General features: G+C 67.9%; 16 protein-coding genes. 9 read left to right on the top strand and 7 right to left on the bottom strand.

Going from position 1 to position 23,059, the window contains the following annotated elements:
• Positions 1-149: 149 nt before the first annotated feature.
• Together Q0654_RS22145 and Q0654_RS22140 are read left to right on the top strand one after the other, a co-directional pair.
• A complete protein-coding gene (locus Q0654_RS22145; protein ID WP_298857530.1) occupies positions 150-734 on the top strand; it encodes a hypothetical protein in 585 nt (194 codons plus the stop codon).
• Positions 735-842: 108 nt separating this feature from the next.
• Positions 843-1,466 carry a hypothetical protein gene (locus tag Q0654_RS22140; RefSeq protein WP_298857528.1) on the top strand — a complete coding sequence of 208 codons (624 nt, stop codon included), beginning with the start codon at positions 843-845 and terminating at the stop codon, positions 1,464-1,466.
• A 317-nt stretch (positions 1,467-1,783) separates the two neighbouring features.
• Here Q0654_RS22140 and Q0654_RS22135 read toward each other — a convergent pair whose 3' ends face one another.
• From Q0654_RS22135 to gshB, 7 genes are all read right to left on the bottom strand, one after another.
• Positions 1,784-2,149, bottom strand: a complete 366-nt coding sequence (locus Q0654_RS22135) for a VOC family protein (protein WP_298857526.1) — start codon at positions 2,147-2,149, stop codon at positions 1,784-1,786.
• A 251-nt stretch (positions 2,150-2,400) separates the two neighbouring features.
• Positions 2,401-4,290: a DNA topoisomerase IV subunit B gene (gene parE, locus Q0654_RS22130; protein ID WP_298857524.1), complete on the bottom strand. Its 1,890-nt coding sequence runs from the start codon at positions 4,288-4,290 to the stop codon at positions 2,401-2,403.
• Between the two features lie 90 nt (positions 4,291-4,380).
• A complete protein-coding gene (locus Q0654_RS22125) occupies positions 4,381-5,331 on the bottom strand; it encodes an aspartate carbamoyltransferase catalytic subunit (RefSeq protein ID WP_298857521.1) in 951 nt (316 codons plus the stop codon).
• Between the two features lie 28 nt (positions 5,332-5,359).
• Positions 5,360-5,806 carry a Holliday junction resolvase RuvX gene (gene ruvX, locus Q0654_RS22120; RefSeq protein ID WP_298857519.1) on the bottom strand — a complete coding sequence of 149 codons (447 nt, stop codon included), beginning with the start codon at positions 5,804-5,806 and terminating at the stop codon, positions 5,360-5,362.
• Positions 5,803-6,372, bottom strand: coding sequence for a YqgE/AlgH family protein (locus Q0654_RS22115; protein ID WP_298857517.1), 570 nt, complete (start codon positions 6,370-6,372; stop codon positions 5,803-5,805). The genes ruvX and Q0654_RS22115 overlap by 4 nt, the downstream gene beginning before the upstream one ends.
• A 54-nt stretch (positions 6,373-6,426) precedes the next feature.
• Complete coding sequence (locus tag Q0654_RS22110) at positions 6,427-7,305, bottom strand: energy transducer TonB (protein WP_298857515.1); 879 nt, start codon at positions 7,303-7,305, stop codon at positions 6,427-6,429.
• A complete protein-coding gene (gene gshB, locus Q0654_RS22105) occupies positions 7,302-8,243 on the bottom strand; it encodes a glutathione synthase (protein WP_298857513.1) in 942 nt (313 codons plus the stop codon). The genes Q0654_RS22110 and gshB overlap by 4 nt, the downstream gene beginning before the upstream one ends.
• Positions 8,244-8,690: 447 nt before the next feature.
• Between gshB and pilG the strand changes: the two genes are divergently transcribed.
• From pilG to Q0654_RS22070, 7 genes are all read left to right on the top strand, one after another.
• Positions 8,691-9,092, top strand: coding sequence for a twitching motility response regulator PilG (gene pilG, locus Q0654_RS22100; protein WP_298857511.1), 402 nt, complete (start codon positions 8,691-8,693; stop codon positions 9,090-9,092).
• A gap of 40 nt (positions 9,093-9,132) precedes the next feature.
• Positions 9,133-9,516, top strand: coding sequence for a response regulator (locus Q0654_RS22095; protein WP_298857509.1), 384 nt, complete (start codon positions 9,133-9,135; stop codon positions 9,514-9,516).
• Positions 9,513-10,064, top strand: a complete 552-nt coding sequence (locus tag Q0654_RS22090) for a chemotaxis protein CheW (protein WP_298857507.1) — start codon at positions 9,513-9,515, stop codon at positions 10,062-10,064. Before Q0654_RS22095 ends, Q0654_RS22090 begins: the two co-directional genes overlap by 4 nt.
• Positions 10,065-10,227: 163 nt before the next feature.
• A complete protein-coding gene (locus Q0654_RS22085; protein ID WP_298857505.1) occupies positions 10,228-12,273 on the top strand; it encodes a methyl-accepting chemotaxis protein in 2,046 nt (681 codons plus the stop codon).
• Between the two features lie 72 nt (positions 12,274-12,345).
• Complete coding sequence (locus Q0654_RS22080; RefSeq protein WP_298857503.1) at positions 12,346-13,167, top strand: CheR family methyltransferase; 822 nt, start codon at positions 12,346-12,348, stop codon at positions 13,165-13,167.
• 12 nt (positions 13,168-13,179) lie between these two features.
• Complete coding sequence (locus tag Q0654_RS22075; protein ID WP_298857500.1) at positions 13,180-20,412, top strand: Hpt domain-containing protein; 7,233 nt, start codon at positions 13,180-13,182, stop codon at positions 20,410-20,412.
• Positions 20,396-23,041: a chemotaxis protein CheB gene (locus Q0654_RS22070; protein WP_298857497.1), complete on the top strand. Its 2,646-nt coding sequence runs from the start codon at positions 20,396-20,398 to the stop codon at positions 23,039-23,041. The genes Q0654_RS22075 and Q0654_RS22070 overlap by 17 nt, the downstream gene beginning before the upstream one ends.
• Positions 23,042-23,059: the final 18 nt, after the last annotated feature.

Below are 23,059 nucleotides of genomic sequence, written 5' to 3'. Positions count from 1 at the left end.
GGGGCGATCCAGAGCCGCTGTTGCGGCGAAGGCGCGTAGGCTGGGCAAGCGCGGCAGGGAGCGCAATAGGCAGGAAGGTGCCGGGCTGTGGATATCATTGCACCGGCTTGAGAGCGGCTCGGCCCCATTCGACGCGGGAGAGGCTGGCGATGACCCGGATTCAAGCCTTGGCTGTGTCAGCTCTCCTCGTTTGGGGCGCGCCGGCGGTGGCGGCGCTGTCGATCAGCGGCACGGTGGTGGTCGAGCCTCACCCCTTGACCATGACTCGCGGTCAGCAGGCGAGGGTCACCTATATGATCACCAACACCGGTGATGAGCCTTTGGACTACGCCGGTGCGGGCTTCACCTACCGCACGTTCGGGCCCCTGAGTACTCTGTTTCCATTTCCAACCGAGGGGACACCGCCCTGCGGCTTTCGCCTGTTGGATCTGAGTACGCCACCTGGGGTGCCGGGCTTCGTCGCAAACACCGTCGACTTTTCGCGGGTACCCATTCAGCCGGGCGAGACTCGGCAATGCACTACCGGCCTACGAATTTCGGCCGAGACAGCGGGGCCTTTCGTACAGAGATTCGCCTTCAGCGGCTCGCGCGATGGGCGAAGCGTGTCGTCGCAGCAGCTCGTCGTCTTTACGCTTGGAGAGCCGCCTCTTGCCATTCCTGCGCTCACGATCTGGAGCTTTGCCTTCGCATCGTTGGCCGTGCTCTTGGCTGGGCTGTATTGCTTCCCGCGATGATGGTTGGTGCGCAGCTGACTTGGCGCGATCTGAGCTCGTGTTTCGGCCTGGCAAAACCCGGTCAGCTCGCAACGCGTTGTGTCCGCTTCAACTCAGGAGGGTGAAACGGTGAAGCACCTACAAGCACTGGCGATGTCGGCTCTGCTTGCATTGGGCGGGCCGGCGGTGGCGGCCCTGTCGATCAGCGGCACGGTGGTGGTCGAGCCTCACCCCTCGACCCTGGTGCGCGGGCAGGAGGCGACGGTCATCTACACCCTCACCAACACCGGCGACGAGCCCATCGAGCTTGCGACGGTGGGCTTTCCCTATCGCAGCTCGGGCCCGCTGAGCACCGTGCTGCCGTTCCGGACTGCGGCCACGCCGCCCTGCCTGTATCGACTGAGGGCGCTGCCCGGGCCCTTCGAGGCGCCGGGCGCACTGGAAAGCCCGGCCAAGTGGTCGCCAGTTCCGCCCTTCCTGGAGAAGACCATCGAGTTCGCGCCGCTGCCCATCGAGCCGGGCGGAACGCGCCGCTGCGTCGCCGCGCTGCGCGTCTCGCCCGAGACGGCCGGGCCGTTTGTTCAGACCTTCAACTTCCAGGCGTCGCGGGGGGCGCAGTCGGTGACGCAGACGCGTTCCGTGGTCTTCGGCCTGGGCGTGTCCGCCATTGCGATTCCAGCGGCGTCGACGTGGAGCTTGGCGCTTGCGTCGCTGCTCCTGCTTCTACTGGGTGTGTTCCGGCTTCGGCGATAGTGCTGGTCGAAGTGGTGGCCGACCCTGCTGCCGCAGGCGGCGGTGCCGCATGCGACGCGATTGATTGGGGCCCGAGGCTCGCGAGGCGGTGCCTGCAGTCGGCGGCCGCGTGTATCGATTTGACGCTGGGCTGAGTGATCGAACCCGGTGCCTGCCGGCTCTCCACCCCTGAGGGGACGCGCAAGCGCGTGGGGCACACCGGATCTCGCGTGGCTTGCCCCCTCTCCCCCGACCCCTCTCCCACGAGGGGAGAGGGGAGAAGAGCGCGCCGCCTGTGTCTGCGGACTGGCGCGCAGCAGGGTCTGCGGACGCTGCGCTCAACCCATCTTGAAGACGCAGAGCTTGTTGCCGTCGAGGTCGCGGAAGTAGCCGGCGTAGAAGCCGGGGAAACGCTCGCCGCAGGCGCCCTCGTCGGTGCCGCCGAGCTCCAGCGCCTTGGCGTGGAAGGCGTCGACCTTTTCGCGGCTGTCCATGACCAGCGAGGTCATGTTGCCGTTGCCCGGCGTGGCCGGCTGGCCGTCGAAGGGCTTGATCACGCCGACCGCGGGGCCACGACCGGTGCCCCAGGAAATGAATCGCGGCCCCTGCATGCCGCGCTTGGCGCCGATGGTGGCGAACAGCGCGTCGTAGTAGGCCGCTGCGCGGTCGAGGTCGTTGGTGCCGAGGGTGACGTAGCCGATCATGGAGCACTCCGGATGGGGGCGTCGTGCTGGGCGACGCCGGGTGGGAAAGAGCCGCAAGTCTGCGGCTCGGCAGCATGGTGGAAGCGCGAAGGGCGTGGAAGCGCGATGTCGGCCGCAGAGCGGGCGGATTCCGCCAGCCTTTCGCAGCAAGTCTCTGCGCCCGCAGACAACAGAGCCCCCGCCCTGACGTTTGTCATCGTCCTCGCGAAGACCGCCTGCGGAAGCCGCTGCGACCCGGCGTCGCGGCCGCATCAGATCTCGATGGTGGCGAGATCGCCCTTGGTCTCCAGCCAGGCCTTGCGGTCGGAGGCGCGCTTCTTCGACAGCAGCATGTCCATCAGCGCGCGGGTTTCCTCGGGCGCTTCGACGGTCAGCTGGACGAGTCGACGGGTATCCGGATGCACGGCCGATTCGCGCAGCTGCGAGGGGTTCATCTCGCCCAGGCCCTTGAAGCGGGTGACGTTGACCTGGCCGCGGATCTTCTCGCGCTCGATCTTGTCGAGCAGCAGGCGCTTTTCCTCTTCATCGAGCGCGTAGAACACCTGTTTGCCGACATCGACGCGGAACAGCGGCGGCATCGCCACGAACACGTGGCCGGCGGCGACCAGCGCAGGGAAGTGTTGCAGGAACAGGGCCGACAGCAGGGTGGCGATGTGCAGGCCGTCGGAGTCGGCATCGGCCAGCACGATGATCTTGCCGTAGCGCAGGCCGCTGATGTCATGGCTGCCCGGATCGCAGCCGATGGCGACCGCAAGGTCGTGCACTTCCTGCGAGCCCAGCACCGCGCCGCTTTCGACTTCCCAGGTGTTGAGGATCTTGCCGCGCAGCGGCAGGATCGCCTGGAAGTCCTTGTCGCGGGCCTGCTTGGCGCTGCCGCCGGCGGAGTCGCCCTCGACCAGGAACAGCTCGGTGCGCGACAGGTCCTGGCTGGAGCAGTCGGCCAGCTTGCCGGGCAGGGCAGGGCCCTGGGTGATCTTCTTGCGGACGATCTGCTTCTCGGTCTTGAGCCGCGCGGAGGCACGTTCGATCGCCAGCTGGGCGATGCGCTCACCCATCTCGACGTGCTGATTCAGGAACAGCGAGAACGCATCGTGCACCGCGTTCTCGACAAAGGCTGCAGCCTGGCGCGAGGACAGGCGCTCCTTGGTCTGGCCCGAGAACTGCGGGTCGGTGAGCTTCAGGCTCAGCACGCAGCAGACGCGGTCCCAGACGTCCTCGGGGGCGAGCTTGACGCCGCGCGGCAGCAGGTTGCGGAAATCGCAGAACTCGCGCAGCGCTTCGGTCAGCCCCGAGCGCAGGCCGTTGACGTGGGTGCCGCCCTGCGCGGTGGGAATCAGGTTGACGTAGCTCTCCTGCACCAGCTCGCCATCGGCGGCCCAGCACAGCGCCCAGTCGACCGCTTCGGTGTCGCGCTTGAGCGCGCCGACAAAGACTTCCGGCGGCAGGTACTCGCGATCGGCCAGCTGGCTCTTCAGGTAGTCGCGCAGGCCGTCCTCGTAGTACCAGACGTCCTTCTCGCCGCTGGCCTCATCGACCAGCGTGACCTTGAGCCCCGGGCACAGCACGGCCTTGGCGCGCAGCAGGTGGCGAAGGGCGCGCAGCGAGAACTTCGGCGTGTCGAAGTACTTCGGATCCGCCCAGAAACGCACCCTGGTGCCGGTGTTGCGCTTGCCGACCGTGCCGATGATCTCCAGCGGGCTCACGCGGTCGCCGTCGGCGAAGCTCATCCGGTACTCGTTGCCGTCGCGGCGGATGGTGACATCGACCTTCTTCGACAGCGCATTGACCACGCTGACGCCAACGCCGTGCAGTCCGCCGGAGAAGGTGTAGTTCTTGCCGCTGAATTTGCCGCCGGCGTGCAGGCGCGTGAGGATCAGTTCGACGCCGGGAATGCCTTCCTCGGGGTGGATGTCGACTGGCATGCCGCGGCCATCGTCGGCGACTTCGCAGCTGCCGTCGGCATACATCGTCACTTCGATGCTCCTGGCGTGACCTGCCAAGGCCTCGTCGACGGCGTTGTCGATGACTTCCTGCGCCAGATGGTTCGGGCGGGTGGTGTCGGTGTACATGCCAGGTCGGCGCTTGACGGGGTCAAGGCCGGAGAGGACTTCGATATCGGCGGCGTTGTAGCGGCTGCTCATGGGTTTTCGCTTGTACGGGTGCCGCTGCTGCGGCACGGGGAATCGAAAAGGCTGCAAGGGTAGCGCGTGCGTAGCGCTGTCTGCGGCAGATCAGTCGGAGAGAAGCTCGGCCAGCACGGCCATGCGCACGGCCACGCCATTGCTGACCTGTTCGAGGATCACCGACTGCGGGCCGTCGGCAACGGCATCGGTGATCTCCACCCCGCGGTTCATCGGGCCCGGATGGGTAACGATGGCATCCGGCTCGGCGCGCAGCAGGCGGGCGCCATCAAGACCAAAATCGCGGTGGTAGTCAGCCAGCGAGCTGACCAGGCCTTCCTCCATGCGCTCGCGCTGCAGGCGCAGCATCATCACCACGTCGACGCCTTCGATGGCTTCGTCGAAGCGGTCGAACACCCTGCAGCCTTCAAGCGTGCCGTCCTGCGGCAGCAGTGAGGCCGGGCCGCAGACGCGGATCTCTCCGGCGCCCAGGGCGCGCAGGGCATGCAGGTCGGAGCGCGCGACCCGCGAATGCAGGATGTCGCCGACCAGCACGAACTTGAGCCGCGAGAAGTCGCGGCCCTTGCGCTGGCGCACGGTCAGCATGTCCAGAAGGCCCTGGGTGGGATGGGCCGCGCGGCCGTCGCCTGCATTGACCAGGTGCACATGCGGCCGGGCCGCCGCGGCCAGCTCGGCCAGCACGCCGGACTCGGCGACGCGGATCACGAAGGCGTCGGCGCCCATGGCTTCAAGGTTGCGGAAGGTGTCGAGCAGGGTTTCGCCCTTGCGCGAAGACGAGTGCGCGACGTCGAAGTTCAGCACCTCGGCACCCTGGCGCCGCGCCGCCAGCTGGAACGAGCTGCGGGTGCGGGTGGAGGGTTCGAAGAACAGGTTGACGATCGTCCGCCCGGCCAGCGCCTGCAGGTTGGCGCGACCGTCCAGTGCCTGCGGGCGCAGGGCCTCGGCGCGGTCCAGCAGGCCTTCGATCTCGCCGCGGCCGAGGCCATCCAGGCTCAGCAGATGGCGAAGGCGTCCATCGGGGTGGTGCTGCAGGCTGCTCATGGTCGGGGATATGCAGGGAGTTGGGGATTCAATCGAGCTGGCCGAGCCAGCGTTCGAGGATGATCTGTGCCGCCAGCGCGTCGAGCAGCTCTGCATGCGAGCGCCTGGCGCGGCCTTCGCTGCGCGCCTTTGCGAACCGACGGTCGGCCTCGCGCGAGCTGGAGCGCTCGTCGACCAGCGCGACCGGCAGGCCGTAGCGCTGCTGCAGGGCGCGGGCGAAGCGACGGGCGCGATGGGTGGCGGGCTGCGCCTCGCCCTCGAGGGTGAGCGGCTCGCCGACGATCAGCTGCTGCGGCGACCACTCGCGGAGCAGACGGTCGCAGGCGATCCAGTCGGGCTCGCCCTCGTTCACCGGCAGGACCGCGATCGCGCGCGCGCTCATCGACAGCGTGTTGCCGACCGCCACCCCGGTGCGTCGGGCACCGACATCGAACCCCAGCACGCAGACCGGGGTGGCGCTGTCGGCAGCACTCATGCGCGACCCGCGTAGTCGGTCAGCAGGCGCAGGTCGACGCCGAGCAGAGCGGCCGCGCTGTTCCAGCGCTGCTCCAGCGGCAGGTCGAACAGGATCGAGTCATCGGCCGGCACGGTGAGCCAGGCATTGGCGGCCAGTTCTTCCTCCAGCTGGCCCGGCCCCCAGCCCGCGCAGCCCAGGGCGAGCAGGGCCTTGGCGGGGCCGCTGCCCGCCGCCATCGCGGCGAGGATGTCGCGCGAGGTGGTCAGCTTGATCTGCGGCGAGACCCGGTAGGTCGAGTCCCAGTCGCGGCCGTCATCGGCATGCAGCACGAAGCCGCGCTCCGGATGCACCGGGCCGCCGGTCAGGACTTCGCGCTGGCCCAGCAGGCCGGTGCGGTCGTCGAGGCCCAGCTGCGAAAGCACCTCGGCCATGTGGTAGTCCGACGGGCGATTGAGCGTGATGCCCATCGCGCCTTCCTCGTCGTGTCTGCAGATCAGGGTGACGGTGCGCGCGAAGTTGGGGTCGTCCAGCTGGGGCAGGGCGATCAGGAGCTGGTTGCTCAGTGGACTGGCAGGCGAGGGCATGGGCGCGATTCTAGCAGTCGCGCGCGGCGCTGCCCGTCACGCGTAAGGGTCCAGTCAGCGGTTGCGCAGCACGTTGCCCGGCTGGAATTCCCAGGTGCGGGTGATGTGCAGGATCTCGATGTTCTCCGCCGTCTCGGGCAGCGGCGGGTAGGGTTCGCCCAGGCGGACGATGCGCAGCGCAGCCTCGTCCAGCACCGGATAGCCGCTGGAGCGGATGATGTCGATGCGCTCGACGCTGCCGTCGCGACGCACCGCCACGGTCATCAGCAGCTGGCCGACGAGATTGCGGCGGCGCGCCTCGTCGGGGTAGTTGAGGTTTCCGATGCGTTCGACCCGGGCCACCCAGCCGCGCATGTACGACGCGAACTCGTACTCCGCGGTATTGGCCGAAATGAACTTGCGCTTGGGCCGCTTGGCGTAGGCCTGGCTGTCGCGCTCGATCTCGGCGGCGAGCCGTGCCATTTCCATGCTCTGTTCCATCAGATGCCGGGCGCTGGGCAGCTGGGTGTCTGGCGTCGGCACGCGCTCGGCGTCGGGCACCTGCTGCGCACTGTCGGCGCGCGTGCTGAGCACCTGCTGGGTGCGCTCGGGCTGCGGCGGCGGCGCGGCCGGGCTGACCGGCACGGGCGCAATGCCGGGCTGGGTCTTGGGCACGGGCGAAGACACCGGCTCGCTCGGGCGTTCGGCTTTCTCTGCGTCGCCACCGCCCTGCTGGCTGGCCTGGGCAAGGAAGTCGGGATCGTCCGGACGCTGCTCGCTGCGGGTCTGGGTCAGGATGATGTCGAGGGTGGGGCGCAGCGGCGCGGGGTTCTCCACCGTGAACCCGATGCCCAGCGCCAGCACGCCATGGGCGATGAGCGAGAACACCAGGGTGGCGCCCAGGCGGTCGCCGTCGCCAACCACGACGGCCGGGGTCGACAGCTCCGAACTCACTGCAGGCGGGCCTCGATCGCGTCGAAGAGCTGGCCGGCGATGTTGATGCCGAACTGCGCGTCCAGTTCGCGGATGCAGGTCGGACTGGTGACGTTCACCTCCGTCAGCCAGTCGCCGATCACGTCGAGCCCGACGAAGAGCATGCCGCGACGCTTCAGCTCGGGCCCGACCTGGGCGGCGATCCAGCGGTCACGCTCGGTCAATGGGCGGCCTTCGCCGCGTCCGCCTGCCGCCAGGTTGCCGCGGAAGTCGTCGGCCGCCGGGATGCGCGCCAGCGCGTAGGGCACGGGTTCGCCGTCGACCAGCAGGATGCGCTTGTCGCCCTGCCGGATTTCCGGCAGGTAGCGCTGCGCCAGCGCCAGCTGCCGACCGCCCTGGGTCAGGGTTTCAAGGATGACCTTGAGGTTGTCGTCGTCGGCGCGGGCGCGGAAGATCGAGCGCCCGCCCATACCATCGAGGGGCTTGAGCACGCAGTCGCGCTCCTGTTCGACGAAGTCCCGCAGGTGGCTGGCGTCGCGCGACACCCGCGACGGTGGAATGCACTGCGGGAAGTGCAGGGCGAACAGCTTCTCGTTCATGTCGCGCAGCCCCTGCGGGTCGTTGACGACCAGCGCACCCTGCCGCTGCGCCAGCGTCAGCACCTGCGTGTCGTACAGGTACTGGCTGTCGAAAGGCGGGTCGCGACGCATCAGGATGGCGTCCATGCCGCCCAGCGGCTGCCAGCGCGCCGGACCCTTCTCGAACCAGTCCGAGGGGGCGTCGCGAACGGTCAAGGGCGCAAGCCGGGCCATGGCCACTTCGCCTTCGATGGCGAGGTCGCCCGACGTGGCGTAGTGCAGCCGATGTCCGCGCCGCTGGGCCTCCAGCAGCATGGCGAAGCTCGAATCCTTCTTGATCCTGATCCCCTCGATGGGGTCCATCACCATCGCGATGTCCATGTCGTGTGTGCTTGTCCTGCGGGCGGGCGCCGCTGGGCACCGTCCCTGTGGTTGGGGGGGAGGTCGCGTGACGAGCCCAGCCGCAAACGACGGCGGGCGGACGTCAATTGACCCGCGCGGTCACGCCATCGATCCGGGCCGCACGCAAAGCGTGCGCCGATCGACTCTTTGCCCGGAACGCTCGAAAAGCCCCCGGAGCCTGCGCCGAAGCCACGTGAACGCTGGCTATACTAGCAGCGGCTTGGTGACGCTCGACGCCACCTTGCTGCTGCAACCGAAGAGGTCCGAGGGCGGACCGATCCGATGCAGCGGCGTGCCGGGGATCGCGCGCAACAGGGGGCGTGTCGATGCCGTGGAACAGGCTTTGCTTGACAGTTCCGGCGACGGCTGGGATATAGCTTCGGTTTGCGCGGCCGACGGTTGGCTGGCGCCCTGTGGGGAATGCGAATGGAAGAGAACCAAGGTTCGGCCAGCCTGGAAGGCCTGAAGGTGATGGTCATCGACGACTCGAAGACGATCCGCCGGACGGCTGAGACCCTGCTCAAGAAGGAAGGCTGCGACGTGGTCACCGCCACGGATGGATTTGAAGCCTTGGCGAAGATCGCGGACCACCACCCGCAGGTGATCTTCGTCGACATCATGATGCCGCGCCTGGATGGCTACCAGACCTGCGCGCTGATCAAGAACAACCAGGTGTTCCGCTCGACGCCGGTGATCATGCTGTCCTCCAAGGACGGCCTGTTCGACAAGGCGAAGGGTCGCATCGTGGGTTCGGAGGAATATCTCACCAAGCCTTTCACCCGCGACGAACTGCTGTCGGCGATCCGCCGGCACGTCATTCGCGGCTGAATCCGTTGAACCCGCAACGCCTTCAGGGGGGCGCTCTGCAATGGCACGCATTCTGATCATCGAAGACTCACCCACCGATACCCGCGTTTTCAGCCAGATGCTGGAACGGGGCGGGCATACCGTGAGCGCCGCCGCGAGCGCGGAGGACGGCATCGCGGTGGCCGAGGCCGAGCTGCCCGACCTCATCCTCATGGACGTCATCCTGCCCGGCATGAGTGGCTTCCAGGCCACGCGCTCCTTGTCGCGCTCGCCGAAGACCCAGCACATCCCGATCATCATCGTCAGCACCAAGGGCATGGAAACCGATCGCGTCTGGGGCCTGCGCCAGGGCGCAAAGGACTATGTCGTCAAGCCGCCAGCCGAGGCCGACCTGCTGGGTCGCATCAACGCGCTGGTCAAGGCCGGAGCCAGGGGCAGCGCATGAGCACAGGGGCATCGCCATTCGATCCCTTTGCGATCCTCGCCGACTACGAGGCGCGCAGCCTCTCGCACGTCGCCGGCGTGCCCGAGCAGCTCGACTCCGCCGGGGCCTGGCGCGGCCTCGGTTACCGGCTGGGACAGCATCTGCTGGTGTCGGCGATCGCCGACATCGCCGAGCTTCTCACCCTGCCGCCGCCGACGCCCGTGCCCGGCTCCCAGCCCTGGCTGCTTGGCGTTTCCAATGTGCGCGGCACCTTGTTTCCGGTGGTGGACCTGAAGCAGTTCCTCGAGGGCGAGCGCACCGTCGTGCACGAAAACACCCGCGCGCTGGTGATCAAGCAGCCGGGCGGCAACGTGGCGGTCCTGATCGACGAGCTGTTCGGCCAGCGCAACTTTTCCGAGGCGCAGCGCGTCGAGCTCCACCAGGATCCCGACAGCCGCTACGCCGCCTTTGTCACCGACGCCTATGCGCTGGGTGACACCGTCTGGCATGTGTTCGACATGGCGCGCCTTGTCCGAACTGCAGAGTTCCGCCAGGCCGCAGTGGCCTGATGGCAGGTAGATTCAACAGGGGCCGCGCACGGATCGCGCGGTCATTGCCCTCTGCGCCCAGTGCGCGGCTGGCATGTCTCCGGACGCGACACGCGTCGCGCCGGGGGAGTGGTCGGGGGATGCTGGATGCGTCGCCGGCCGGGTTTTCTGGGGCGAGGACCATATGAGTACGACCATCGGCGCGATCGGCGGCAAGGAACGACGCGGCATCCTGAACTTCTGGATCCTGATCCTCACGATCGCGATCCTCCTGCTGGGTATCAACTTCTACTTCTCGACGCGCTACGCGCAGCAGGAGGCGGATGCGCGCGACCTCGTCGCCAATATCCAGGTGCAGTCCCAGCAGATCGCGAAGTTCGCGCAGGAAGCGGCGGCCGGCGGCCTCGAATCCTTCTCCGAGCTCGAGGGCACCCGGAATTCCATCCAGGCCAACCTCGACAAGCTGGCCCAGGGTGACGCCACTACGGGCCTGCCTTCCTTCGCCGAGCCGCTCGGTGGCGTCAGTGCAGCGACCGAACTCACCGCGTTGCAGGGTGCGTGGAGCGCGATCAACGAGAACGCCGCGCGAATCCTCGATCGCCGCGAGCTGATCGTGAACCTCGCGGACTCGGCAACCGCCTTCTCGGCCAATGTCCCGCAGCTGCAGGGCCAGATGGACGAGGTGGTCCGCGCGATGACCGACAGCGGTGCCGCCTCGACCCAGATCACCATCGCCAACCGCCAGATCGTGCTCGCCGACCGCATGCTGCGCTACGTCACCCAGATCCTCCAGGGTGGTGCCGCGGCGACATCCGCCGCCGACCGCTTCTCGCGTGACTACGCGATGTTCGGCAACGTGCTCACCGGCCTCGACGCCGGCAGCGCCGAGCAGGGCATCCGGCGGATCGAAACGCCGGCCGGCCGCGTGGCCCTGGGGCGCGTGGCGGAAGCCTTCGGCGGCGTGCGTCAGGACGTCGAATACATCCTGCAGGGCGCCACCGACCTGTTCGAGGTCAAGGAAGCCTCGGACACCATCTTCCGCGAGTCCGAGGAACTGCTTGACCGTGCCCGCAAGCTCGGCGCCCGCATCAGCGCCATGGCCGGCGAGCGCACCTTCCCCAGCCTGCTGATCGGCATCATCGCCGCGGCCCTGGCCGTGGTCGCGCTGATCGGCCTGCTGCTCACCATCTACCGCGACCAGACGCGTCGTTTCTCGGTCACGCAGGAACTGAACCAGCGTAACCAGGAAGCGATTCTGCGCTTGCTGGACGAAATGGGATCGCTCGCGGAAGGCGACCTGACCGTCCGCGCGACGGTGACCGAGGACATCACAGGCGCGATCGCGGACTCGATCAACTTCGCGGTCGAGGCGCTGCGCTCACTGGTCACCACGATCAACGAGACCGCCGTGCAGGTGGCTGCCGCTGCCCAGGAGACCCAGGCCACCGCGATGCACCTCGCCGAGGCCGCCGAACACCAGGCGCAGCAGATCACCTCCGCCTCGGCTGCGATCAACGAGATCGCGGTGTCGATCGACGAGGTCTCGAAGAACTCCGCCGAATCCGCGGACGTTGCGCAGCGCTCGGTGCAGATCGCCGCCAAGGGCGCCGAAGTCGTGCGCCAGACGATCCAGGGCATGGACTCGATCCGTGACCAGATCCAGGAAACCTCCAAGCGAATCAAGCGCCTGGGTGAAAGCTCGCAGGAAATCGGATCGATCGTCGAACTGATCAACGACATCGCCGAACAGACCAACATCCTGGCGCTGAATGCGGCGATCCAGGCGGCCTCCGCCGGTGAAGCAGGCCGCGGTTTCGCGGTCGTGGCCGACGAAGTGCAGCGCCTCGCGGAACGCGCCTCGAACGCGACCAAGCGCATCGAGACCCTGGTGCAGACGATTCAGTCCGACACCAACGAAGCCGTGAGCTCGATGGAGCAGACCACCGCGGAAGTGGTCGCCGGTGCACGCCTGGCGGAAGACGCCGGCCTTGCGCTGGGTGAGATTGAAAAGGTCTCGAACGACCTTGCGGACCTGATTCAGAACATCTCCGAGGCGGCCCGCCAGCAGTCCGCTGCGGCGACCAACATCTCGGCCACGATGAACGTCATTCAGGAGATCACCACGCAGACCTCGATGGGCGCCAGCCAGACCGCCGAGTCGATCGGAAACCTCGCGCAGCTCGCCGCCGACCTGCGTCGCTCGGTCGCCGACTTCAAGCTGCCGGGCTAAGGGCAGGCAAGGTCCGCTACCGCCATGGCACTCGCAACCAGCAAGGCGATCTACGAGTTGGAACCCGGCCGCATGGACGACGCCGAGTTCCAGCTGTGGGTCCGCCTGCTGGAGACGCGCACTGGCGTCACGGTGCCGCCGGAGCGCAAGCCCTTTCTGGTCACCGGCTTGCGGCGGCGGATGCGTGCGGCGGGTTTCAGCGATTACCGAAGCTACTACGACGAGCTGATGGCGGGGCCGCGAGGGCAGGTGGAATGGGTCGCGCTGGTGGATCACCTCACGGTCCACGAGACGCGCTTCTTCCGCCACCCGCCGTCGCTCGCACTGATCCGCGACCAGTGGTTGCCGACCTGGCTGGCCCAGGCCCCTGCCGACCAGTCCCTGCACGCACTCAGCGTGGGATGCTCGACCGGCGAGGAGGCGTACACGCTGGCCATGTTGCTCGACGAAGCGCTGTCCGGTCTCGCACAGCCGCGCCGTTTCGGTATCACCGCCACCGATGTCAGCCAGGCCGCGCTCGGCGTGGCTCGCGCCGGCTGGTATCCCAAGGCGAGGATCGAGGAAATCCCGGAGCCCTATCGTGCACGTTCGATCGAAGAGGCCGACGGCGGCTTCAGGATCATCGAGCGCCTGCAGCGGAGGATCGGTTTCGCCTGCGTCAACCTGCTGCACGCCACGCGCGCTCCGCTTCGCCAACTTGATCTCATCTATTGCCAGAACGTCCTGATCTATTTCGCCCGGGAACGCCGGGGCGAGCTACTGGACGGGCTTGCCCGCCTGCTGCGTCCGAACGGACTCCTGGTGCTCGGCGCCGGCGAAGTCCTGGGATGGAACCACCCGCAGCTCACCCGCACCAGTGGACGCCAGACACTGGCGTTCCTGCGCAATTCGTAACGAGAGCCCGGCATGAGGCTGCAAGACGACATCGATTTCACCACGCTCACCTGGGTCAAGGGCGAGCTCGACGAGACCCTCAAGCAGGCACGGCTTGCGCTGGAGGCCTTCGTCGAGGACCCGGACGACGCCTCCCAGATGCGCTTCTGCGCGACCTACCTGCATCAGGTCCAAGGCACCTTGCGCATGGTCGAGCTGTACGGCGCGGCCATGGTGACCGAGGAAATGGAGCACCTCGCTTCGGCCTTGCAGAACCGCCAGGTCAGCGCGCTTGACGAAGCCTACGGCGTGCTGATGCGGGGCATCGTCCAGCTGCCGGACTACCTCGAGCGCCTGCAGAGCGGCCACAAGGACATCCCCATCGTCCTGCTGCCGCTGCTGAACGACCTGCGCGCGGCGCGCGGCGAGAAAGGGCTGCCGGAGAGTGCGCTGTTTGCGCCGGATCTTTCGCAGCCGCTGCCGGTGTCCGCCGCGGGACCCGCAATCCCGCTGCCTGAACTTGAGCTGCGCCAGCTGGGTGCGGTCGCGCGCAGCCAGTTCCAGATCGCCCTGCTGCGCTGGTTCAAGGGCCAGGACGAAGACGCCAACCTGGCCAGGATGATCGAAGTCTGCGATCGGCTGGTCAGCACCATCTCCCAGGAAGAGGGTCGCCGCCTGTTCTGGGTCGCAGGCTCGCTGATCTTCGGCGTGCGCAGCGGCGAGATCGAGGCCACGCCCCAACTGAAGCAGACCGTCGGCCGCGTCGAGCGCGAGATCAAGCACCTCGCCGACGCCGGCGATACCGGTTTCCGCGTCGATCCACCGCGCGAACTGACCCGCAACCTCCTGTATTTCATCGCCCACGGCCGCGCCAACAGCGATCGTTTGGCCGAGGTGCGAAACGCTTTCCGACTCGAACGCTTCGTGCCGACGCAGGACGAGCTGGCGGATGCGGTCAAGGGCATCAGCGGCCACAATCGCGCCCTGCTCGATACCGTCGCCGGCGCGATCCGTGAGGACCTGCTGCGGGTCAAGGACGCGCTCGACCTCTACCTGCGCAAGTCCGATTCACAGCCTGCAGAGCTGTCCGGCCAGGTCGATGTGCTCGACCGCGTGGGCGATACCCTCGGCATGCTGGGGCTCGGCGTGCCGCGCCGGGTGGTGATGGAGCAGCGCGACGTGGTCGCTCTGGTCGCCCAGGGCCAGCGCCCTGCCGACGAGTCGACCCTGCTCGACATCGCAGGTGCACTGCTCTACGTCGAGGCCACCCTCGAGGACCAGGTGCAGCAGCTGGGCAGCCAGCAGGCGCCGACCACAGCGAGCGATACCCTGCCGCGCGCGGAAGCACGCAAGGTGCTGGAAGCCGTCATCAAGGAGGCCCAGAGCAACTTCGCCCAGGCCAAGCAGTGCTTCGTCGCGTTCGTCGAGAGCAACTGGGACCACCTGCAGCTGGCCGACGTGCAGCGCCTGCTCGGTGAGGTCGGCGGGGCGATGCGAATCCTCGACCTGCCCGACGCAGCCGAACTGCTGAACGCAGTCGCGCGCTTCACCGCGGTCGAGTTGGTGCAGCACCGTCGCGTGCCCAATGGACAGCAGATGGACACGCTGGCGGACGCGCTCGCCAGCCTCGAGTACTTCATCGAATCGGTCCGCGACCAGCGCAGCGATCGCGGCAAGATTCTGGAGCTGGCGCGGGATCGCCTGAACCAGCTCGGCTACTGGCCGGTGCCGGATCACGCCCTGGCCTCGCCCGAAACGGAGATTCCGGTCGCGCCGGCTGAGGCCTCAGTGATCGACGAGGCCACCGCAGTTGCCGCCCGGGCGGCCGTTCCGGGCACCGCGGAAAGCGATCACGATCGCCAGGCTGACGCTGGTCTGGTGCTGGATTCGGGTGTTCCCGAGCATCCGGCCGTCCCCGATCTGGCCAGCCTCGGTGCGGTGGACGTCGCCCCGGGCGAGGATCTGACTGACCTGATCGTCGGCGAGTCCGCGGCCGAGCCCGTGAATTCGGCGCGCGAAGTGCACGAGCTGGGCGGCTTCAAGCCGGCGCAGACCGAGGCCACGCGTCCGCCGGTTCCCGCCGGCAAGGAACTGGTCGGGTTCCAGATCGGTGCCGAAGACATCGATGAGGAGATCCGCGAGGTCTTCGTCGAAGAAGTCCAGGAAGAAATCGACAACCTGCGGCAGCTGCTGCCGGCCTGGCAGGCCAAGCCGGACGATGTCGAGGTGATCAAGCCGATCCGTCGCGTCTTCCACACCCTTAAGGGCAGTGGTCGGCTGGTCGGTGCCATGGTGCTGGGCGAATTCGCCTGGAAGATCGAGAACATGCTGAATCGCGTTCTCGACAACAGCATTCCGCCGCGCCCGGAAGTCCTCTCGCTGGTAGCCGCTGCGCGCGATGCCCTGCCCAGCCTGCTGGCGGCACTGCGTGGCGAATCCGGGCGCTACGCTGATCTGGCCGGCATCGAGCAGGTGGCGGACGCACTGGCCGCGGGTCAGGTCGTCGAATACCGCGCGCAGGCCGAAACTGCGGATGCCGGTTCCGATACTGAAGCTCAGGCAGACGCGCAGGCCACTCTCGAAGCCGCCTACGAGCAGGCTTCCGAGCCCACGCTCACGCTCGAGGCCGAGGCAACTGGCGAGCCTGTCGAGGCCTCCGACACCGGCATCGTGCTGGAGGACGAAGAGTCCATCGAGTTGTCTGCCGATGAGAGTGCGGCCATCGACGCCTTGCTGGCTGGCGCGGCGTCCGCGAGTTCGGCGCGGGCCGAGACGGCAGCGGAAGACGAGGCTGTCGCCGACACGGCGTCCACCTCCTTCGACGCTCCGGAGTGGGCGCTCGACAGTGAGTCGAGCGGCGAGACCGCGTCCGCAGCGAATGCGGATTCCGAGCAGTCGTCGACACTGGAACATCCGCTCTCCGAGGAGGCGGTAACGGCCGATGGGGATGACAGCCTGCTCCCGCTGGATTCCGAAGTGCCTGAAACTGCGGACACCGAATTGGCGGCTGGACTCACCGACCTCTCCGAGCCGGTCGGGATGGCGGGTCTTGAGCTCGAAACGCTGGAGCTGGGCGAAGCGCATCTGCCCTCGGATCTGCTTGAGAGTGGATTCGGGCTCGAATCGGAGCAGGCAGAGGACAGCGCCGATCTGGTGCTGATCGATCCCGATCTGTTCGAGATCCTGAAGGGCGAAGTCGCGGGTCATCTGGATACAGTCGAGGCGTATCTGCAGCGAAGCGTCGGTGGCCCGCAGCCGGTGGAAGAGCGCCTGCTGCGCGCCGTGCACACGATCAGCGGCGCGTTTGCGATGACCGAGGTGGAGGTCGGCACCGAGCTGGCTTGGCCGCTCGAGGGCTACATCAAGCGCCTGCTTGCGCAGGCAGCGGCGCCATCGATCGTCGGTTTCGAGTGCATCGAAGAAGCCGCGCAGGCCCTGCGCGCGCTGATGATCGAGCTCGACCAGCCGATGCCGCGACCGCAGCGCCACACGCGCCTCGCCCAGCGCATTTCAGCGCTGCGCGATGCCCTGCCAGAACCGACGCGACCGGTGGTCGATACCGGACTGGACGACGACCAGACCGGGGATTCGCCCGTCTATCCGGTGTCTGCGGATACCTTTGCGCTCGCCGCCAGCGTGACCGCGCCGGTCGCGCTCGCCGACACACGGCAGGAGGCCGCGGGCGAAAGCGCGGCGGCATCCGAAGTCGAGCCTGCGAAGGACGAGCTGTCTGCTGCTCTGCTCGGTGAACTGCCGCCGGCCGGCGAGCTTGATGCACTGGCTGGCAGCGGCGAGCTCTCCTTCGCTTCCGAGTTCGAGTCGGCGGAGCCGATCCGCCCCGAGGAACAGGCGCAGTCCGCGGATTTCGAGATCATCGAAACCGAAGGTGGCGCCCAGTCGCCGTACTGGACGGATACGGAGTCGGCCTCGCTGCAGCCTGCGGTGGAGTCCGGCCTGACCCTGGACGAGCTCGGTGAGGCCGAGGCGGCTGACGCCTGGCTGGCGGCCTTCGAGGCGGAAGTCAGCGGCGAGGGCGCCAAGCCTGCCTTGCCGCTAGACACCGCGAGCGAGGAGTCTCTGATCGCGCAATCCGACAGCGAGGATGCGCTGCTCATCCACAGCATGCTGTCGGAAGAAGAGGCGCTGGAGCCCAGCGCCCCCGCAGTCGCGGCTGCGCCGCCGTCCGAGTTGGCGGCCGATGCCCTGCTGGAGTCGCTGCTCGCCGACGAGGCCCCAGTGGACATGGCAGCGGAGCCCACGATCACCGTCGAAACGGTCGAGCTGACCGATTGGAATGCGCGCGCCGACGAGCACGGGACTGAGACTGTCGAGCCGGTGTCGCTGGATGCCCAGGGCAGCGAGCACGTCGCGGTCGAGGCGCTCGACACGCCCATCGTCGAGGTGGGGGACGAGCCCCGCGCCGCCGATGCCGCACTCGGCGAACCGCAGGTGGAGCTCGCGTCCGCCACGCCGTCCCCGCCCGCGGATACCGACGCCCTCGCCGTGGAGCTCGAATCGATCGAGCTCGTGGCCGATGGCGAAGACCTTGACGCACGCCTGGAGGAGCAGGGCTTCGAAGCCGAGGGCTTCCCCGAGCTTGAAGCGACGGGAGTGGTTGCCGAGGCGCTCGACGCGCGGCTGGACACATCCGAGCCTGCGAGCATCGATGCTGCAGCCGAGGCAGCGCCTGGGGAAGCAGCATTCGAGCCTGCGAGCGAAGTCGAAGCCAGCCTGACGGAGGCGTTCGCGGAACTTGAGCTTGCTGAGGAAGACACGCCGCCGCCTTCGCCCGCGAGTGTCGAGGCGCCCGTGGCGGACGTCGCCGCGCCGAGCGCTGTCTTGCCTGAGACGCAGGCGCCGAAACTCGCCATCCCCGCCGATGTCGATCCCGAGGGTCCGCTGGACCTGACCGATGTCGACGAGGACCTTCTGGACGTCTTCCTGGAGGAGGGCGTCGACATTCTCGACCACTCGGACGGACTGATGAGTCGCCTGCGCGAAGCACCGCAGGAGCAGGAGCTCGTGGTCGGCCTGCAGCGAGACCTGCACACCCTGAAGGGTGGTGCGCGCATGGCCGGTCTCAACCCGATTGGCGATCTCGCCCACGTCACCGAATCCCTGCTGGAAGTGGTGGCTGCCGGCGGCCGCGACCTCGGCAGCTCCGGCGTCGAAGTCCTTGAACGTGCCTTCGACCGTTTGCACAGCCTGGTTTCGCGTGTGGGAGAGCGCCGCGCAATCGCCACGCCCGTCCATCTGCTCGCGGCCGTGGAAACCCTGCTGCGCGGCGAAGCCCTGCCGACAGTCGAGCTTGCAGTCGAGCCGGTGGCAAGCACCGACGCCGCGATTCCGGTCGAGCCAGCACCCACGCGGCAGGCGCCACCGCCGATCCGCATGGTGCCGACCGAAACGGCGCTTGACGAAGAGGAGACCGTCAGCCGCGCGCCGCAGGAGCAGATCCGCATCCGCGCCGACCTGCTCGATCGCCTGGTCAACTACGCTGGCGAGGTCGCGATCTATCGCGCACGCCTGGAGCAGCAGCTGGGCGCGTTCCGCGGAAACCTGGGCGAACTCGACCAGACCACCACGCGCCTGCGCGAACAGCTGCGCAAGCTGGAGATCGAAACCGAAGCGCAGATCCTGTCGCGCTACCAGCGCCATCAGGATGAGGGCGATGCCGACTTCGATCCGCTGGAGCTCGACCGCTTCTCGACCCTGCAGCAGCTCTCGCGCGCGCTGTCGGAGTCCGCGTCCGACATCGTCAACCTGCAGGGCACGCTGGAAGACCTGACCCGCCAGTACGAAACCCTGCTGCTGCAGCAGTCGCGCGTCAGCTCCGATCTGCAGGAAGGCCTCATGCGCACGCGCATGGTGCCCTTCGATTCGCTGGTTCCGCGGCTGCGCCGCATCCTGCGCCAGACGGCGGGAGAGCTCGGCAAGCAGGCCCAGCTCAAGGTCGAAGGCGCGCAGGGCGAAATGGACCGCAACGTCCTCGATCGCATGACCGCGCCACTGGAGCACATGCTTCGCAACGCGCTCGCGCATGGCCTTGAGACGCCGGCTGATCGCATTGCGGCAGGTAAACCTGCGGAAGGCAACATCCGCATCCAGGTCGCGCGTGAAGCCTCCGAAGTGCTGATCCGGGTCAGCGACGATGGTCGCGGCCTCGATCGCGATGCGATCCGCCGCAAGGCGATCGAGCGCGGCCTGATGAAGGCCGACGCCCAGCTTGGCGACCGCGATCTGTACGGATTCATCCTGGAGAGCGGCTTCTCCACGGCCTCGTCGGTGAGCAAGATCGCCGGACGCGGCGTCGGCATGGACGTGGTGTACAGCGAAATCCGCCAGCTCGGCGGCTCGCTGCACATCGAGTCCGAGCGCGGCCGCGGCACCGAGTTCGTGATCCGCCTGCCGTTCACTCTGGCGGTGACCCAGGCGGTCTTCGTCAAACAGGGCGAAACCTCGTTCGCGGTGCCGATCACTTCGGTACAGGGCGTCTCGCGCATCGATCGCGAAGAACTCGACAAGCAGCTCGCCAGTGGTTCGCCCGTCTTCAGTTACGCAGGCGAGGATTACGCCATCCACGACCTGGGTCTGCTGCTCGGTCAGCCTGCTGCCAAGGCCGCCGACAGTCTGCAGGTGCCGGTGCTGCTGGCACGTTCAGGCGACCAGCGCGCCGCGATCTGCGTCGACAACGTGCTCGGCAGCCGCGAGATCGTGGTCAAGCCCACGGGCCCGCAGGTCAGCTCGATTCCCGGCATCTTCGGCGCGACCATCATGGGTGACGGTCGTGTCGTGGTGATCCTCGACGTCGCGCCGCTGGTCCGCCGCGCGGCCGCCATCGAGCACGCGCCCGTCGCCACCGCGCTGCAAGATCAGCGTGTCGTGCCCCTGGTCATGGTGGTCGACGACTCGATCACGATGCGCAAGGTCACCGGCCGAGTGCTCGAACGCCACAACTTCGAAGTGCTCACTGCGAAGGACGGCGTGGACGCGATCGAGAAGCTGGCGGAGCGGGTGCCCGACGTCATGCTGCTCGACATCGAGATGCCGCGCATGGACGGCTACGAGCTGGCGACGCACATGCGCAACGATCCGCGTCTGAAGTCGGTGCCGATCATCATGATCACCTCGCGCACCGGCGACAAACACCGCCAGCGCGCCTTCGAGATCGGCGTCGACCGCTACCTCGGCAAGCCCTACCAGGAGGCCGATCTGATGCGCAACGTCCAGGAAATCCTGCAGGTCCAGCGTGAACGCGGTCGCTGAGGCGAGGGTGGCCGTGTCGGTGGTCCTGCTCGGACCGGCCGATGCCGCGCGCGAGCAGTTGCGCCAGGCGCTGGTCGCTCTGGGCGCGGACGTGACCTTTGAAGGGGAGGTCCGCGACGGCATCCGCCTGGCAGGCAAGCCTGCGCCGGCGGTGCTGATCGTGAACCTGGAGCCCGGCGTCGAGGACGACCTCGACGCCCTCCAGGACCTGCTCGACAATCCCGCCACCGCGGTCGTGTTCAACGAGGGCGAAGTCTCCAGCCAGCTCACCGGCTGGGACCTGGCGCGCTGGGCCCGCCACCTCGCGGCCAAGGTGCTCGGTGTGCGCGACACCCTGCCGCCGCCGCCCTCAGGCGCCGAGCGCCTCCCCGAGCTGACGCTGCTGCCGGAGCCCGGTCGTCCTGCATCACCCTCGCAGCAGCAGGACCATCTGAAGTTCGACGATTACGCCGAAGAGGCGCTGGGCCATTCCGGCGATGTACCCGCCAGCCTGCGTCTGGAGTTGGAGCCCGAGCGCTCGGACGCAGCAGCACCGGACCTCGGTACGCTGGACTTCGATTTCAGCCCGATCGAAGCGGCGGAGCCTGTCGAGACTGCGGCTTCCGCGCCGCTTCCAGCGGATGAAGATCACCCGGACCTGCTGGAGTCCATGGACCTGTCCACCCTGTTCGAACAGGACCTGGGCGAGGTCACGCCCGAGGACATGCTGCTCAAGCTGCAGCAGGCCATGGGACTGGAACCCACCCGCACGGAGCCCGCGAACTCGGCAGAGCCAAGGGCTGAGCCCCGCGCCTCCGAAGCCGCGAAACCCGTACTGGCCGACGCGACGCCGATGGCCCTCGCTGACGTGGACGGCCCTCCGCCAGCCAGCGATGACGTTGGCGTTGCCGGGATCGCCGGGATGAGCGTCGAAGCAGGGGATGCACCGCTGGATTTCAGCTGGGAACCCGCCCCAAGCGCAGACGCGGCGGTCGAAACCGAGACCACGATTGTCCAGCCGCCGGCGAGCGATGCGACTGTGCTCGAATTCGACTTTGCGTCCGATGCGCTGGAGAGCCTCCCGACGGGGGGACACAGCCCTGGGTCGCCACCTATCGATGCCTCGTCGCATCGGGCTGAGCGGCCGATGGCGGAGATTCGCGAGCGGGATGCCGAGGCGGTATTGGATCCTGGCTTCAGTTTCGATCCGCTGGCGTTCGACGCAGAGGGCGACGACCGCTCGGGGCGCGCGCCCGCCGAGCCGCTCGATGCACTTGAGCTCGACGCCATCGAGAGCGATGAGGATCTTGCCGAGTTCGATTTCGGCGCCTTCGACGCTGCAGTGGAGACGCCAAGCGCTGCAGCGCGTCCGGAAGGGCCCCGCTACGATGCCGAAGACGCAGCCTTGGGGGGAACGCTGACTCTCGACGCTGGCGTCGATGACGAGGAGATCGCGCGCATGGCGGCCGCCCTCGACGAGGCGCCGTCGCTGCCATCGGCGGCGGAGCTGCCGCCCCTGGAGTTCGATTTCGCGCGACCTGCAGAGGTCGAGCCTGCACCCGACGACAGGATTCGGAACGCCGCGCCGCCGTCTGCACCCGCACCCGCACCCGCTGCGCGAGCGGAGGCACCCGCAGCTGCGGCCAAGCAGGCCAAGACCGGTTTCGGAGAGCTTTCGCTGCAGCCGCTGACCGATGGGTTCATCGATCCGGGCGTTGTCAAGGCTGCCGAGTCACCCGCCAGGGATTTCGACTTCAGCCACCTCACGCTGAGCCTGGAGCCGATCGAGGCCGACGTTCCAGCGCCGTCAACGCTTGACCCCGACGGCGTGCAGGTGGCGACCATGCGCGATGGTGCCTGGCTGCGCGATATCGGAGAGGGCCCACAGCCCGAGCCCGTTGCGACGGCAAACCCACCCGAGGCCGCCGGGCAGAAAGAGCCCGTGGCGGACTCGGGCCCGGGTGAGCTGGGCTACGAATTCACCGGAACAGTCGCCACGCCGCCACCGCTGCCATCACCCGCCCTTGGCGCCGGCGGCAAGGGGCCGGCCACACGGGCGCTCACACCGCTGACGCAAGGCATCAGCCGAGTGGTGGTGCTGTGCGCGTCGATCGGCGGCCCGGATGCCCTGCGCGGCTTCCTTGCCGGCATCCCGGCGGGCTTTCCGGCGCTGTTCCTGGTTGTGCAGCACCTGGAGAACGGTTACTTCGAGCGCCTCGCCCAGCAGCTGCAGAAGGCCAGCCCATTGCCGGTGCGCGTGCCGATGGCGGGCCTTGCGGCGCGCGACGGCGAAGTGCTGGTGGTGGCTTCCGGCTCGCGCTTCCAGCTTGCCGTTGACGGCCAGGTCGAGCTGGGTGAGCCCATCGAAGCCTCGCGCTATCGCCCCTGCATCGATGACGTCCTGCGCGATGTCGCCGACACCTTCGGCCCGCATGCCCACGCGATCATTTTCAGCGGCATGGCTGCCGACGCCGTCGAGGGCGCGGTCTACCTGACTCGGCGGGGGGGCGAAGTCTGGGCCCAGGATCCCGAAACCTGCGTGGTCAGCTCGATGGTCGATGGTGCCCGCAGCCGCGGCGTGGTCGAGTTCATCGGCAGCCCGCGCGAGCTGGCCGAACATTGCGTGCGCCAGATCGGCGCCAACGCCTGAGTCTTATTGCAAGGCAGC

The organism is uncultured Aquimonas sp., assembly GCF_937888285.1.
Lineage (GTDB): Bacteria > Pseudomonadota > Gammaproteobacteria > Xanthomonadales > Xanthomonadaceae > Aquimonas.
The sequence above is the reverse complement of the archived record's forward strand: the minus strand, read 5'-3'. Positions and strand labels throughout refer to the sequence as shown.